Annotated in this window: 11 protein-coding genes; 4 read left to right on the top strand and 7 right to left on the bottom strand. The window is 56.7% G+C overall.

All coding sequences use genetic code 11. From position 1 onward, the window contains the following. Positions 1 to 163 precede the first annotated feature (163 nt). Genes prpD through QP909_RS01850 form a run of 3 tightly spaced genes read left to right on the top strand, consistent with a single transcriptional unit; the run spans position 164 to position 3,779 of the window. Positions 164 to 1,675, top strand: a complete 1,512-nt coding sequence (gene prpD, locus QP909_RS01860) for a 2-methylcitrate dehydratase PrpD (protein ID WP_284765937.1) — start codon at positions 164 to 166, stop codon at positions 1,673 to 1,675. Further along, entirely contained in the window at positions 1,675 to 2,607 is a 933-nt protein-coding gene (gene prpB, locus QP909_RS01855) for a methylisocitrate lyase (RefSeq protein ID WP_284765935.1), read from the top strand. Before prpD ends, prpB begins: the two co-directional genes overlap by 1 nt. Before the next feature lie 14 nt (positions 2,608 to 2,621). Continuing rightward, entirely contained in the window at positions 2,622 to 3,779 is a 1,158-nt protein-coding gene (locus QP909_RS01850) for a bifunctional 2-methylcitrate synthase/citrate synthase (RefSeq protein ID WP_225745895.1), read from the top strand. Between the two features lie 88 nt (positions 3,780 to 3,867). Here the strand turns inward: QP909_RS01850 and QP909_RS01845 are convergent, their stop codons facing one another. The 6 genes from QP909_RS01845 to QP909_RS01820 all read right to left on the bottom strand — a co-directional run bounded on the left by QP909_RS01845 (position 3,868) and on the right by QP909_RS01820 (position 9,367). Beyond that, complete coding sequence (locus QP909_RS01845; RefSeq protein WP_284765934.1) at positions 3,868 to 4,551, bottom strand: transglycosylase; 684 nt, start codon at positions 4,549 to 4,551, stop codon at positions 3,868 to 3,870. A gap of 2 nt (positions 4,552 to 4,553) precedes the next feature. After that, positions 4,554 to 5,408: an ATP-binding cassette domain-containing protein gene (locus tag QP909_RS01840; RefSeq protein ID WP_284765933.1), complete on the bottom strand. Its 855-nt coding sequence runs from the start codon at positions 5,406 to 5,408 to the stop codon at positions 4,554 to 4,556. After that, positions 5,395 to 5,763 (bottom strand): GntR family transcriptional regulator, encoded by a 369-nt coding sequence (locus tag QP909_RS01835; protein WP_284765932.1) that lies wholly within the window; start codon positions 5,761 to 5,763, stop codon positions 5,395 to 5,397. The genes QP909_RS01840 and QP909_RS01835 overlap by 14 nt, the downstream gene beginning before the upstream one ends. A gap of 134 nt (positions 5,764 to 5,897) precedes the next feature. Next, positions 5,898 to 8,246 carry a hypothetical protein gene (locus QP909_RS01830; RefSeq protein WP_284765931.1) on the bottom strand — a complete coding sequence of 783 codons (2,349 nt, stop codon included), beginning with the start codon at positions 8,244 to 8,246 and terminating at the stop codon, positions 5,898 to 5,900. A 55-nt stretch (positions 8,247 to 8,301) separates the two neighbouring features. Beyond that, a complete protein-coding gene (locus QP909_RS01825; RefSeq protein ID WP_284765930.1) occupies positions 8,302 to 8,988 on the bottom strand; it encodes an ABC transporter ATP-binding protein in 687 nt (228 codons plus the stop codon). A gap of 70 nt (positions 8,989 to 9,058) precedes the next feature. After that, a complete protein-coding gene (locus QP909_RS01820) occupies positions 9,059 to 9,367 on the bottom strand; it encodes a peptidase inhibitor family I36 protein (protein ID WP_284766163.1) in 309 nt (102 codons plus the stop codon). Positions 9,368 to 9,790: 423 nt separating this feature from the next. Here QP909_RS01820 and QP909_RS01815 point away from each other — a divergent pair, with 423 nt between their 5' ends. After that, on the top strand, positions 9,791 to 13,222 hold the full coding sequence (locus tag QP909_RS01815) for a pyruvate carboxylase (protein WP_284765929.1): 3,432 nt from the start codon (positions 9,791 to 9,793) through the stop codon (positions 13,220 to 13,222). A gap of 171 nt (positions 13,223 to 13,393) precedes the next feature. Here QP909_RS01815 and QP909_RS01810 read toward each other — a convergent pair whose 3' ends face one another. After that, on the bottom strand, positions 13,394 to 13,801 hold the full coding sequence (locus QP909_RS01810; protein ID WP_284765928.1) for a DUF5808 domain-containing protein: 408 nt from the start codon (positions 13,799 to 13,801) through the stop codon (positions 13,394 to 13,396). Positions 13,802 to 14,028: the final 227 nt, after the last annotated feature.

Below are 14,028 nucleotides of genomic sequence, written 5' to 3'. Positions count from 1 at the left end.
GTTGCTGTGCCGCCTTTCGCCGCTATGAGCAGTAGAAACCACAAACTTTGCAGATTTCACTGACTCATTCCGCTAGATTACACACACCATACTTATAGCGCGGGACACATTCAAGCATTTAGTGTGAGCTACAACGCATTGCAGAGTGAAGGAGGATCACCTAGTGAAAAACCACGAGGTAAGAACCCATAAATCCGCCGAGGATTTCCCTTATGAGGAGCACTTGGCGTACAAGGTGGCAGAAGTAGCCGCGGATCCCGTAGAGGTTCCCGCCGAGACCACCGACATGATTATCAACCGCATTATTGATAATGCGGCCGTGGCGATGGCTTCCGTGGCACGCGGTCCCGTAACCTCCGCCCGAGTCATGGCCCAGTCACACCCGGTAAGTAAGGGCGGGGCCACGGTATTTGGCGTGGATGGTACCTACTCGGCCGAATGGGCCGCGCTTGCCAACGGTACCGCAGTCCGCGAGCTGGATTATCACGACACTTTCCTGGCTGCTGAATACTCGCACCCCGGGGATAATATCCCGCCGCTGCTTGCTACCGCCCAGCATAAGGGGCTGAGCGGCCGAGACCTTATCCGGGGCGTCGCTACCGGCTATGAAATCCAGGTCAACCTCGTGAAAGGCATGTGCCTGCACGAGCACAAGATTGACCACGTGGCACATCTTGGCCCCTCCGTGGCCGCCGGCATCGGCACCATGCTTGGACTAGATAGGGACACCATCTACCAGGCGGTGGGCCAAGCGCTGCACACCACTACCGCCACCCGGCAATCCCGTAAGGGCCTGATTTCCTCTTGGAAAGCCTACGCACCAGCCTTCGCGGGCAAGATGGCCATTGAAGCCGTCGACCGCACGATGCGCGGTGAAGGTGCGCCGGCGCCCATCTGGGAAGGCGAGGATGGATTCATCGCGTGGATGCTGCATTCGCCGGAGCGCACCTACTCCGTCCCGCTGCCGGAGGACGGCGAGCCAAAACGAGCCATCTTGGATACCTACACCAAGGAACACTCGGCCGAATACCAGGCCCAAGCGCCCATCGATATGGCCTTTGCGCTAAAGAAAACTCTGGCGGAAAAGGGCCTGAAGACTGCGGACATCGAGTCCATTGTTCTGCACACCTCGCACCATACGCATTATGTCATCGGTACCGGTGCCAACGATCCACAAAAGATGGATCCCTCTGCTTCTCGCGAGACGCTGGATCACTCCATCATGTACATCTTTGCCGTAGCCCTCGAGGATGGCGAGTGGGACCACGAGGCTTCCTACGCGCCCGAGCGCGCCAACCGCCCGGAGACTATCGAGCTGTGGCACAAGATTTCCACTGTCGAAGACCCCGAGTGGACCCGCCGCTATCACTCCAACGATCTGTCTGAAAAGGCCTTTGGCGGCAAGGCGGTTATCACCTTCAAAGATGGCACCGTGGTAGAAGATGAGCGCGCAGTTGCTGATGCCCACCCGCTGGGGGCGCGTCCTTTTGCCCGCGAGCAGTACGTAGAGAAATTCACCAAGCTGGCGGCCGGCATCGTGGAGGAGGCCGAACAAGAACGTTTCCTGAATGCCGTACAGAACTTGGAAAACCTCACTGACCTGACCGAACTCAACGTTCGGGTGACTGATGCTCATGTGGCCAGCGCGCCTAAGAAACCGGAAGGAATCTTCTAATGGCTGGACTATTTGGCTCTTTGAAAACTCCCGCGGAAAAGCGCCAGCAATTCCGCGCCAACCTTGAATCCGGCACCATTACCCGATTGCCGGGCGCGTTCAATCCCCTGACCGCGCGCTTAATTCAGGATATCGGTGGTTTCGGCGGAGTTTATGTCTCCGGCGCGGTGCTGGCCAATGATTTGGGCCTTCCCGATATTGGCCTGACCACCTTGACTGAGGTGGCGCAGCGTTCGGGCCAGATTGCCCGCGCGACGGATCTGCCCGTGTTTGTCGACGCCGACACTGGCTTCGGTGAACCCATGTCCGCCGCCCGCACCATAGCCGCGCTCGAAGACGCGGGCCTGGCCGGATGCCACCTTGAAGACCAGGTCAACCCGAAGCGCTGTGGCCACCTCGACGGCAAAGAAGTCGTGGACACAGATATTATGCTCCGCCGTATTAGCGCCGCGGTCAACGAGCGGCGCGACCCTAACTTCATTATCTGTGCCCGCACCGATGCCGCAGGAGTCAACGGCATCGATGACGCCATCGATCGTGCAAAGGCTTACGCCGATGCCGGTGCGGACCTTATTTTCACTGAGGCGTTGTACCAGCCAGCAGACTTTGAAAAATTCCGCGCCGCTGTCGACACCCCGTTGCTGGCAAATATGACCGAATTCGGCAAAACCGAGTTGCTTTCGGCGCAACAGCTAGAAGACCTCGGCTATAACGCAGTCATCTGGCCCGTCTCCACCTTCCGCGTGGCTATGGGCGCTACCGAAGATTTCCTGCGGGATATGCATGAAACCGGTTTGCAAACCGACTGGCTCGAGCGCATGCAACACCGTTCCCGCCTTTATGAGCTGGTGCGTTACGAGGAATACAACGACTTCGACCAATCCGTATTCACCTATTCCAAAGACACCTACCGACCCACTTTCGAAAGCTAAGGAGAATTCCCACCATGTCCGATAAGAACCAGACCCCTGAAATCCGCAAGGGCCTGTATGGCGTCGTCGTCGATGAGACCGCCGTGTCCAAGGTCGTCCCTGAGACCAACTCGCTGACCTACCGCGGCTATCCCGTCCAAGAGCTTGCCCGCTATTGCTCCTTCGAGGAAGTGGCCTATCTGCTGTGGAACGGCAAGCTACCGGGGCAGGAATCCCTCATCCGTTTCTCTGCCCGCGAGAAAGCCCTGCGCCACCTGGAGCGCCATGTCATTGACCTCATCATGTCCATGCCGCTGTCGTGCCACCCAATGGACGTTCTGCGTACCGCCATTTCCTATATCGGTTCCCAAGACCCAGAGGAATATACCAAGGACTCTGAACATATCCGCCGTACCGCGCTTGAGCTAATGGCCAAGATCCCGACCATCATTGCTCTTGATATCCGACGCCGCCGCGGCGAGGGCTACATCCAGCCTTCTCGCAAGAAGGGCTTTGCGGAGAACTTCCTGTGGATGGTCTTCGGTGATGAGGAAGGCTCCCCAGCTACCAACCGCGCCGATATCGAGGCCTTTGATAAGTCCCTCATTCTCTACGCCGAGCACTCATTTAACGCCTCCACCTTCGCTGCCCGCGTGGTGACCTCCACTATGTCCGATACGTATTCCGCTATCGTCGCGGCTATCGGCGCTCTCAAGGGGCCATTGCATGGCGGTGCCAACGAGGCAGTTATGAAGAACTTCCTGGAGGTTGGCGATCCTGCCAAGGCCGAAGAGTGGACCAAGAAGAAGCTGGCCAACAAGGAACTGGTCATGGGCTTTGGCCACCGCGTTTACAAAAACGGCGACTCCCGAGTTCCCACCATGGAGGCCGCCTTTAAGGAGCTGGCCGAACAACATGACCAGACCCAATGGATTGAGATGTACGACATCATGGCCAAGACGATGGAGGAAAATACCTCGATCAAGATCAAGCCTAACCTCGATTTTCCCGCTGGCCCTGCCTATCACATCTTGGGTTTCGACATTGAATTCTTCACGCCAATCTTTGTCATGGCCCGCATCACCGGTTGGACCGCGCACATTGTGGAGCAGAACGAGAATAACTCGCTTATTCGTCCGCTATCCGCATATAACGGCGAGGAGCAGCGTTCGGTCCCGCCAAAGTCCTTCTAAAACGTGTCAGCTCCCTCACATTCCGGCACCGTCACGTTGGCCGGAGTGGGGGAGCTGACATACTTGTCGGGGCTTTTCTGCGGTCGGGTTATGGCTGGATACGCCGCGCCAGGAGGTGAATTGCTGCGGTGCAGATAAGGACCGCTAAACCAGCGAAGAAAAACATGCCGGGCCATGGGGCGCCGATTTCTACAGCTCCAAATGATTCAGCGAGAGTAATCACGATGCCATCCGCTAGGAATAGGCCGACGATGATGCCGGCGATTAGTAGGAGCCGAACGAATAGGGAGCTTTGGTTTGCGCTACTTACTACCACGCCGATGAGTGCGCCAATGTATCCGGTTATGAGGTGGCCACAGGCGAAGCTACCGAAGGTGGCCGCGTAGCAAAACGGAAGGCTGGCTTCTACAGCGCCGGGGGTGATTGCCCACGAAGAATTCGCGTACGCACCCGATTGCAGAGCGATGTAGTAAGCGGTCCAGGCGACGGCTCCAAAAATGAGCGCGGCTAGCCACAGCGTCGCGTGCATGCTGGTAAGCCATTGCCGGGGTCGCATCCCTAGGCCGCGCAAGGAACGGTATTCGGTTGCGGCGAAGGCACAGTAGAGTCCCCACATAAAGACTGCGAAGATTCCCCAGCCGGTTGGATTGGCGCCGATGGCAGAGGGATCGCTGGGGACGGCATACGGGAGACCCCACAGCAAAACGACGATGATGCTTATGACGATGAGCGCTTTGGCGGCATTGAGGTTGAAGGTCTTCAGTAGCTTCATGACTAGAACTCCTCTTGTGAGGTGCGGGCGGATTCATGGGCGCGGGAGACAAGGAAATCGATGAGCTGGCCGTCGTCAAGGTAGGAGACGGTGATTTGGGCGGCGGCTGCGGTATCGGCCGGGAACGGGGCCGGGCACCACGCGTGCACCTTGGAGGTGGAGCCAAGGGAGGAGTGGTGGAGGGGGAGGGCGTCGGCAAGCGCGAGTGCTTGCTCCACGTCCTTGGTGCTGCCGCTAATGACGGGGTAGTGCGGCCGTTGGGATTCCAGGTCGGTGGGTTTATTGACCGTGCCGTCGTGCACGGTAATGACTTGGTCAACTAGGCCGACGAGGTCTTCGGCGCGGTGAGAAGAAAGCACCAGCAGCCAGTCCGGGGTGCCGGAGGCGTGGGCGATAATGAGCTCGCGCAGGCGCGTGCGCGTCGGTGCATCCAAGCCATTGAAAGGCTCATCGAGGAGGGTGACCGGCGTGCGCGCTGCCAGGGCAGTGGCACAGGCAACCAGTTGGCGCTGGCCGGTGCTTAAAGAGCGGTTCTTGCTGCGCTTGTCGACGCCCACCTTATCCAACAGCTCCTCCGCATACCCCACGTCGAAACCCTCGCGCACATGCTGTGCGGCGCGCAGGTGCTGGGCCACGGTGGAACCGGAGAGCGAAATATCGGCGCCGGTGCGCGCAATCGCTACCTGTGGGGTATCGATGCTGCCCTTAGTAGGGAGGAATCCCGCTATCGCGCGCAGGAGCGTGGTCTTGCCGGCGCCATTGGGGCCGATAAGCCCATACATGCCGGCGGTAAGCTCCAGGTGTGGCACGTGCAGGCGGCGCTTGCAGCTGACATTGTGCATCTTAAGGTGCGTCATGATGGTCTCCTTCGGCTTCGATGAGGTCGGCGATATCGCTGGCGTTTAAGCCCAGCGCGGCTCCTTCCTTGAGGAGAGGCACGATGAAGTCTTCCCTGAGCGCCTCTTGGCGTTGGTGGCGTACCTTGTCGCGCGCGCCTTCGCGCACAAACATGCCCAGGCCGCGTCGCTTTTCCAGCAGGCCTTCCTCGAAGAGGACGGTTAGTGCCTTTGCGGAGGTAGTGGGGTTGACGGAATGGAAAGCTGAAAGCTCATTGGTACTGGGGGCGCGTTCTTCCTCGGGGAGTTCGCCGGAAATAATCATGTCTCTGATTCCTCCTGCCAGCTGCTGATAAATTGGCCGAGTATCGCTCATGGTGCGGCCTCTCGTGCATGCGACATGTGATTCCTTCCCTGGTGTATGGGTTTACCACCTATGTGGGTAACCATATAACGAAGGGAGGCCCACGGTCAATGAGACTTGTGACCGCGGGCCGAGTGGAGAGGTGATTAGTGTCGGTGAAGGCGTCTTTGTTGGATGAATGTTCCGAATAGGGTGCCCGCTAGGACTGAAATGATGGTGAAACCCATTGCTGTCCAATCGACTGCGAACAGGAAGCCATCCCCGAGCAAGAAGCTATATGCTGCTAACGGGGCGAGACCACTGAAGACTCCGATGATTAGGGAACTCAGGCAGATAATCGCTATGGCCCAAGAAAGCGATTTGAGGCTCCAATCACGGCGAAGACCCAAGTGGAAAAAGGTGGTGTGCAGTGTGCTCATACTGGTATTTAGGCCGCGCGCAATCGCAAAAGATATGGCGATTGCAGAAAGCAGAGCTGCTGTAAGGCTGATATAGAACGATAAGGGGGTCTCGGTTTCGTAGCCTTTGGAAAGCTGGATATCCTCAGGTGGTATACCAAGATGGTTAGCGATTTCTGGCACTCGTTCTGCCTTTTGGGCGGATAATCCGTCGAATATCCATTGGGTTGAAATGCTAGGAATTTCAAGACTTTGTGCGGTGCTGTTTAGCACCACACCGCCGACTTGTTTCTCCCAATAGTTTCCAAAAGAACCCTCTTGGGCCTTGAGCGTGTGCGATTTTTCGTTTGAATCGGTGATCTGTGCGTGAGAGGCATCCATAAGTTTCTTGTCGCGGACAAGAACACCACCGCTTTCCAGGGTTTGCCTTTCGTCGGAAGTAAGCTTTTCGTCCGTGAGTTTCTCCCAACTTTTGGCATCCTGGACGGAAAGAATGCCAAAAGTTCCCGATACATCAGGAGTCATCGGCAATCCTGCGGAAAGCTGCTGTGCAGAAATGGGTTCGGGCAAGTCACCTTGGGATACTAATGAATTCTGTGCAGATTCTCTCGCAGAATCCATTTCATCTGGCAGGGTCAAGATTGCTTGGTCGGGTGCGACAATTGGTGCGTAGGATTCAGCTTCTGAGGCGGTCATACTAGCGGCCAGGTTACTGCTGAAGATTGCTATCCCTGCTGTACTGGACAATAGGACTACTCCAATTAGCGGAAGAAAACGGTGCGAACTTAAAAAGCGACGGGCCAGGTGACTCGGTGACGTTGGGGAATCGCTTTTAATAGAAATAGTTACAGCGAGCGTCAACGCTATCGCGAGCGCTAACGTAGGGATTGGAGCAAGAGTTGTGAAAATTTCCGGGCCGACTACCCCAGCGAACAATACGGTTGCTAGTGCTATGGCACACAGTGCCGGGATAGCCCCGGCTGAAGCCCGCTTCCATTTAGCAGAAAGTTGATGTTCCGCAGTTTGGGCTTTTTGGAACCGGATTGGTAATGCAGTTGTCAGTGCGCTGATGATCGGGGGAAGTAAGGCGGACGCTAAAAGCAACCCGCACCATTTCCAGGGGAGGACGAAATCCCGCCCAGGCACGGACCCCAACTCTGCTAGATGAGCTCTAAAGAGGTGAGGAAAAAGCGTACCGGTGACAATAGCGCACACTGAAATTGAAAGGACTAGAAAAAGGAGCTGTACGTGAAAGATAGCCCACAACTTCTTCCTGGATATTCCGAGTTGGTGTAGAGCGGTGGCTGGGGCTTCGAGCGCGCGCCTTTGCATGGCAGTTAGGAAGGCTGAGAAAAATAGAGGTAAGAGAAACGCAAAAATTCCGAAGAAAAATGAGTATTCATCAAGAAGGCTTTTGGGAGGCTGATTCTCCAGCGATTGCCTTGAGAGGTAGGACAGTTTCACTGCTTCTCTGGCGCTGAACTCGGCATTGTCTACGTGAGCAATGCGATCCATTGTCTTTTCTAGTTCTTCTTGGTCCGAAGACTGGTTATCTAAAAGCATTGGGCGCGCCCCAGCACTAGATGGGGATGAAGGGGTGGTGCTGAGATCCCATGTGCCGGGCGCTGCATACACGGCGGTTGCGGTCGGCACAAATTTACTGGCAACGGTACCGACCACGTTAATCTCCAGGTTGCTACTAAAGGCACTGACCCCTGATTCTTCGGAAAGACCGCTAGCTGTGGTTGCGACAATTTCCCCCGGAGAGGTTGGCCACCGACCTGATTCCAAAGTTAAACCGTAGCTGGGCCCCTGGCTTTCCCAATCGCCCTCCGAATATGTCATTCGGCGATCGGGGTCAGTATCCACGTAGAAGTCTTGCGATACAAGTTCACGGGAGAACCGCTTGGGATCTGACGGTGCAGATAGGCAATCGTCGATATTGTCGCCTAAGGAAAGCGAACAGGGTGCGTCTGCTCGCTGTTGGTTATCTCCTAGGTTCGATGCAACGTGTTGTTCGGCGGACATTGTCATAAGCATCGCACTCGTGGCCGTAGCGGCAAGGAGGAGAATGCTGAGAGCTGCTAGTGCGTACATAAGACGCACTTTGGGCTGTCCTTTAATGATTTTGGATAGAAGTTGGCTAACCAAGTTACTCCTCCGTCTCCTCTGCATTGTGCAGAAGACCATCGATCAGGGTGAAGGATCGTGTGCAATAGTCCAGAACGATCGGATCATGGGAAGCAGTAATGATTGTCGTTCCTTGGCTGGCCAACTTTCGGAACAGCTTAAATACGCTTCGCGAGTTTTGTTGATCCAAGGCGGCAGAAGGCTCGTCTGCAAGTAGGATCGACCGGTTTCCGCTTAACGCACGGGCAATACCAACCCGCTGGCATTGGCCACGGGACAATTCGTCGGGATATCGGGTCTCTAGCCCCTCGAGACCTACTTGTTTTAAGAGGGATTCGGCCGCCGTTCGAGATTCTGCAGCCTTGTATCCGGCTGCTGATAGGACGAGTTGCACGTTTTCGGCGGCGGTCAGCTCGGGAATGATGAGATCCGATTGGTGGACAATGCCAATAATCTCCCTGCGCAGACGAAGCAAGTCTTTTTCGGAAGCGGTATCTACTTTGACCCCGCTAACCGTGACCGAGCCCGAGTCGATGGAGATTAAGCCAGAAAGCATGTCCAAAAAAGTGGTTTTCCCTGAACCGCTTTTGCCGGAGATGGCAATGAAGTCTCCCTGTGCGGCTTTTAATGACACTCCCTTGAGTGCGTGAGTCGCCTTGGGGCCAACGCCGAGTGTTTTATGAACTTGGTGAATGTGAATTTGGGTCATTTAGTTCTGAAATATTGAAGCTGGGAAGAAAGATGATTGTCATCCTTCTTCCCAGCTAACGGATGTCTACTTAGCAGCCCCTATTAGTGCGCCACGAGGTAAGGGTGTCGTTGCTCCACCAGCCCACATAATTGTTATTGGAAAATGGCGTCATGGTGTGGCACTTGCCGCCACCATTGGCGTGCTGGTACCAAGCAGCATGGCCTCCAGTGTTATTGATCCACGATGACATCTTGTCATTGGCGTTGCGCGAAACATTCATGATTCCGATTCCAGGGCCACGGGAACCTAGGAAACCGCCGAAGTTCGCTTCGTTGAAAATGCACACTAGACCTCCACCGCATTCACCTGCGGAGGCACTGGCTACTGGTACAGCGATTCCGCTCAGTGCTGCGATAGCTATGCTAGCTGTAGCGAGTTTTTACTCTCATTTTCTCTCCTTGTTAGAGATTGGCGGGACGTGCGCTGGGTGCGCAAAACGAAAGTAACACCTTGCATATAAATATGCATTAATTAAAGAAAAATTAGTATGAAGTGGAAATGAACACTTAGTAAATCCAAGGGTGTCCCCGCTGCATATTTTGTTGAGGTAAAAATTTGCAAGATTTACAGAATAACTAACCCTGTTATTACTGGTCGGACTGCAGAAACCACCCATTCAACGGTTTAAGCGCTGGATAGTGTGGCAAACTCCGCTTGAAAATGGGCAGACAAGGAAGGTTTCGATCTCTAAACTGAGATACGGATCACCCAAGAGGAGGTGCTGTATCGCAGTACCTTCCGAGTTGAAAGGAACACAGAAGTGGCTAATCCCGCGCTTCCATCGTTCAAAAAGATTCTGGTAGCCAACCGTGGCGAAATCGCCGTGCGTGCATTCCGCGCTGCCTTTGAGACCGGGGCAAAGACCGTCGCGGTCTATCCTCGCGAAGACCGAAATTCTTTCCACCGCGCCTTCGCGGATGAGGCCGTCCGCATCGGCGCCGAGGGGCAGCCGGTCAAGGCATATCTGGACATTGATGAGATTATCCGCGCCGCCAAGAAAGCCGAAGCGGATGCCATTTACCCCGGCTACGGATTCCTTTCGGAGCGCGCGGATCTTGCTCGTGCGTGTGAGGACAATGGCATTAAGTTCATTGGTCCGACCCCAAGCACGTTGGACCTCACCGGTGATAAGGCTGCTGCGGTTAGTGCGGCGAAGGAAGCTGGGCTGCCGACGTTGCAGGACTCGGAGCCATCGACGGACGTCGATAAGCTGGTCGAATATTCCAAGGACTTTAACTTCCCTGTCTTCGTTAAGGCTGTCGCCGGTGGCGGCGGGCGCGGCATGCGCTTCGTGGAATCTGAGGATCAGCTGCGCGAAAAGGCGGCCGAGGCTTCGCGCGAGGCGGAGGCGGCGTTCGGTGACGGCAGCGTGTACCTAGAGACCGCGGTCATCAAACCACAGCACATCGAGGTGCAGATTCTGGCCGATAGCCAGGGCAATGTGGTGCACCTCTTCGAGCGTGACTGCTCGGTGCAGCGCCGCCACCAGAAGGTGGTCGAGATTGCGCCGGCGCCGTCGCTGGATTCCGAGCTGCGTGACCGCATCTGCCAGGATGCGGTGAAGTTCTGTGAGCACATTAATTACGAGGGCGCGGGCACCGTGGAATTCCTCGTCGATGAGCGCGGCAATCACGTCTTCATTGAGATGAACCCGCGTGTGCAGGTGGAGCACACCGTGACCGAGGAAATTACCGGCGTAGATATCGTCAAGGCCCAGATGAATATCGCGGCCGGCGCTTCGCTGGAAGATATTCACCTCGCTCAGGACAAGATTTCCATCACCGGGTCTGCTCTGCAGTGCCGCATTACCACCGAGGACCCTAATAACGGTTTCCGTCCGGATACCGGCACGCTGACTGCGTATCGTTCGCCGGGCGGCGCTGGCGTGCGCTTGGATGGTGCAACCTCCGTGGGCGCAGAAGTATCGCCGAACTTCGACTCCCTGCTGGTGAAGATGACCTGCCGCGGCGTCACTTTCGAGCAGGCCGTGCAGCGCGCCCAGCGTGCGCTCAACGAGTTCACCGTCTCCGGCGTGGCCACCAATATCGGCTTCCTGCGCGCCCTGCTGCGCGAGCCAGACTTCACCCAGACCCGCGTGGACACCGGATTCATCAATGCACACCCGCATCTGCTCAAGGCTCCGCCGGCAGTCGATGAGTCTGGTCGAATCCTCGAGTACATCGCGGAAACCACCGTTAATAAGCCCAACGGTGTTCGCCCTACGGCACTGCGCCCCTTTGATAAGCTCCCCGAGCTGGACCTTTCCGAGCCGCTCCCGCGCGGTTCCCGAGATGACCTGCTCGAGTTTGGTCCGCAAAAGTGGGCGGAGAAGATCCGTCAGCAGAATGCGCTGATGGTTACGGATACCACCTTCCGCGACGCCCACCAGTCCCTGCTGGCTACCCGCGTGCGTAGTACCGCCCTGGTTTCTGCAGCCGAAGCCGTAGCCCGCATGACCCCGAACCTGTTCTCGGTCGAGGCATGGGGTGGTGCAACTTATGACGTCGCCATGCGCTTCCTTCACGAGGACCCATGGGTCCGCTTGGACATGCTGCGCGAGGCTATGCCGAACCAGAACATCCAGATGCTCCTGCGCGGACGCAATACTGTGGGCTATACCCCGTACCCAGACTCGGTCTGCCGCGGCTTTGTCCAGGAAGCAGCCAAGTCCGGCGTGGACGTCTTCCGCATCTTTGATGCTCTTAACGACGTCTCCCAGATGCGCCCCGCCATCGATGCCGTACTCGAGACCAATACCACCGTGGCTGAGGTGGCCATGGCGTACTCCGGTGACCTTTCCTCGCCGAAGGAGAACCTGTACACGCTGGATTACTACCTCAAGCTGGCCGAGCAGATTGTAGAGTCCGGAGCCCATATCCTTGCCATCAAGGATATGGCCGGTCTGCTCCGCCCTGAGGCCGCTTCCAAGCTGGTTATGGCGCTGCGCAAGGAATTCGACCTGCCGGTGCACGTCCACACGCACGATACCGCGGGCGGCCAGATGGCAACCTACTATGCGGCCGCCTTGTCCGGTGCCGACATCGTCGACGGCGCCTCCGCGCCGCTGGCTGGTACCACCTCGCAGCCGTCGCTGTCCGCCCTTATTGCAGCGTTCTCCCAGTCCAAGCGCGATACCGGCATCGACCTGCAGGCCGTATCGGATCTCGAGCCCTATTGGGAAGCCGTCCGCCAGCTCTACGCGCCGTTTGAGAACGGTATCCCTGGCCCGACCGGTCGCGTGTACAAGCACGAGATTCCGGGCGGCCAGCTGTCCAACCTGCGTGCCCAAGCTGTTGCCCTCGGTTTGGCGGACCGCTTCGAGGTCATCGAGGACACCTATGCAGCAGTCAATGAGATGCTGGGCCGTCCGACCAAGGTCACCCCATCCTCCAAGGTTGTGGGCGACCTCGCCCTACACCTTGTCGGTGCCGGCGTAGACCCTGCGGACTTCGCTGCTAACCCCACCAAGTTCGATATTCCGGACTCGGTCAACCAATTCCTCCGCGGCCAGCTCGGTACCCCTCCAGGCGGTTGGCCGGAGCTGCGCGATAAGGTGCTCGATGGCCGCGAGGAAACCGGCGCCAAGGTGAGCGAGGTTCCTGCGGAAGAGCAACCGCATCTGGAATCCGATAACTCGGATGAGCGCCGCGCCAGCCTGAACCGCCTGCTATTCCCGAAGCAGTTCGAGGAATTCAACGAGTTCCGCCGCAAGTACGGCAACACCGAGGCACTGACGGATACCACCTTCTTCTATGGTCTTACCGAAGGCGAAGAAAAGGTCGTCCACTACTTCCCAGAGGACTCCACCGATCGCGCCGACCTCAAGCAGGTCGTGGTGCGCCTCGACGCCGTGGGTGAGCCGGACGAAAAGGGCATGCGTAACGTGGTTCTCAACGTCAACGGCCAGATCCGCCCGATGAAGGTGCGCGACGAGAACGCCGAATCCACGGTCGCTACCGTAGAAAAGGCCGACCCCTCCAACGAGGGCCACGTCGCCGCACCATTTGCTGGTGTGGTCAACCCCACCGCCAAGCCTGGCGACGAGGTGAAGGCCGGCGATCAAATTGCCGTCATCGAGGCGATGAAGATGGAAGCCTCCATCTCTGCCACCAAGGATGGTGTGGTCGAGCGCGTGGCCATCGGCCAGGCCACCAAGGTGGAAGGCGGCGACCTCATCGCCGTCATCAACTAACTGACGCACGCCAGCGCCCCGCTTCCTTCGCGCAATCCTTTAGGAAGCGGGGCGCTGTGCTGTCTGCGGGTGGCTTTTCGCGATTTTCGTCCATATAAATGACCAAAACCGTCGACGAAATCGGTGGTTTGTATGGACGAAAATCGTGATTTAGCCTGAATGCCAAAATTTTTAGCTGAGTATTAAAGGCAGCGCTATTGAGCCGACTAGAACCAGAAGTGTGATGGCGAAAAATGCCTTGGCCTGCCAGCGGGCGAAGTTAAACGACACGCCTGTGCCGAAGCGCTTATCCACTAGTACCGCCGGATCCTCTGGGTTGTAGTACATCACGCCCCATTTATAGAGATGGTCATTGTCCGGTGATTCTTTGTCTTCATCGGGAAAGCGGATTCCACGCAGTTGTTCAGATAATTGAGATTGTTTGTAGAGAAGAAACGCAACCAGTCCGATGCTGCCACCGATGGTAAGAACCAACATCGTGATAATGGCGGCGCCGTTGAACCGCTGAAATTGCGGTACAGGGCCGGTTACTTGCAGGAAGGCCATGCCGGCACACATGAGCAGGGTGAGAACTCCCATTCCGGTATTCGTGAAGGCGAGGTTGGCCTCGTTGCGCAGTCGAGCTTTAATGCTGCGTTCTGAACGTGGGGATACCTCACTATGCGCGATAAAAGAGCAGATGATGGCGAAAAGTAAGAGCGTTCCTAAGGCGATGAAGGAGAGAGAAAATGGTCAAGTCCTGGGTAGTGGTGTATCTGTTTTCGAATCTGGGGTTAGTTTCATGGCGGTGGTTTAGGGGCCATCTC

Origin of the sequence: Corynebacterium sp. MSK195 (genome assembly GCF_030228885.1) — a bacterium.
GTDB lineage: Bacteria > Actinomycetota > Actinomycetes > Mycobacteriales > Mycobacteriaceae > Corynebacterium.
The sequence above is the reverse complement of the archived record's forward strand: the minus strand, read 5'-3'. Positions and strand labels throughout refer to the sequence as shown.

Excerpts from the sequence above, each read along its gene's own strand:
- QP909_RS01835 (WP_284765932.1), bottom strand. The coding sequence starts at position 5,763 with ATGAGCGATACTCGGCCAATTTATCAGCAGCTGGCAGGAGGAATCAGA.
- QP909_RS01840 (WP_284765933.1), bottom strand. The coding sequence starts at position 5,408 with ATGACGCACCTTAAGATGCACAATGTCAGCTGCAAGCGCCGCCTGCAC.
- QP909_RS01845 (WP_284765934.1), bottom strand. The coding sequence starts at position 4,551 with ATGAAGCTACTGAAGACCTTCAACCTCAATGCCGCCAAAGCGCTCATC.
- QP909_RS01830 (WP_284765931.1), bottom strand. The coding sequence starts at position 8,246 with ATGTACGCACTAGCAGCTCTCAGCATTCTCCTCCTTGCCGCTACGGCC.
- QP909_RS01850 (WP_225745895.1), top strand. The coding sequence starts at position 2,622 with ATGTCCGATAAGAACCAGACCCCTGAAATCCGCAAGGGCCTGTATGGC.
- QP909_RS01810 (WP_284765928.1), bottom strand. The coding sequence starts at position 13,801 with ATGGGAGTTCTCACCCTGCTCATGTGTGCCGGCATGGCCTTCCTGCAA.
- QP909_RS01825 (WP_284765930.1), bottom strand. The coding sequence starts at position 8,988 with ATGACCCAAATTCACATTCACCAAGTTCATAAAACACTCGGCGTTGGC.
- prpB (WP_284765935.1), top strand. The coding sequence starts at position 1,675 with ATGGCTGGACTATTTGGCTCTTTGAAAACTCCCGCGGAAAAGCGCCAG.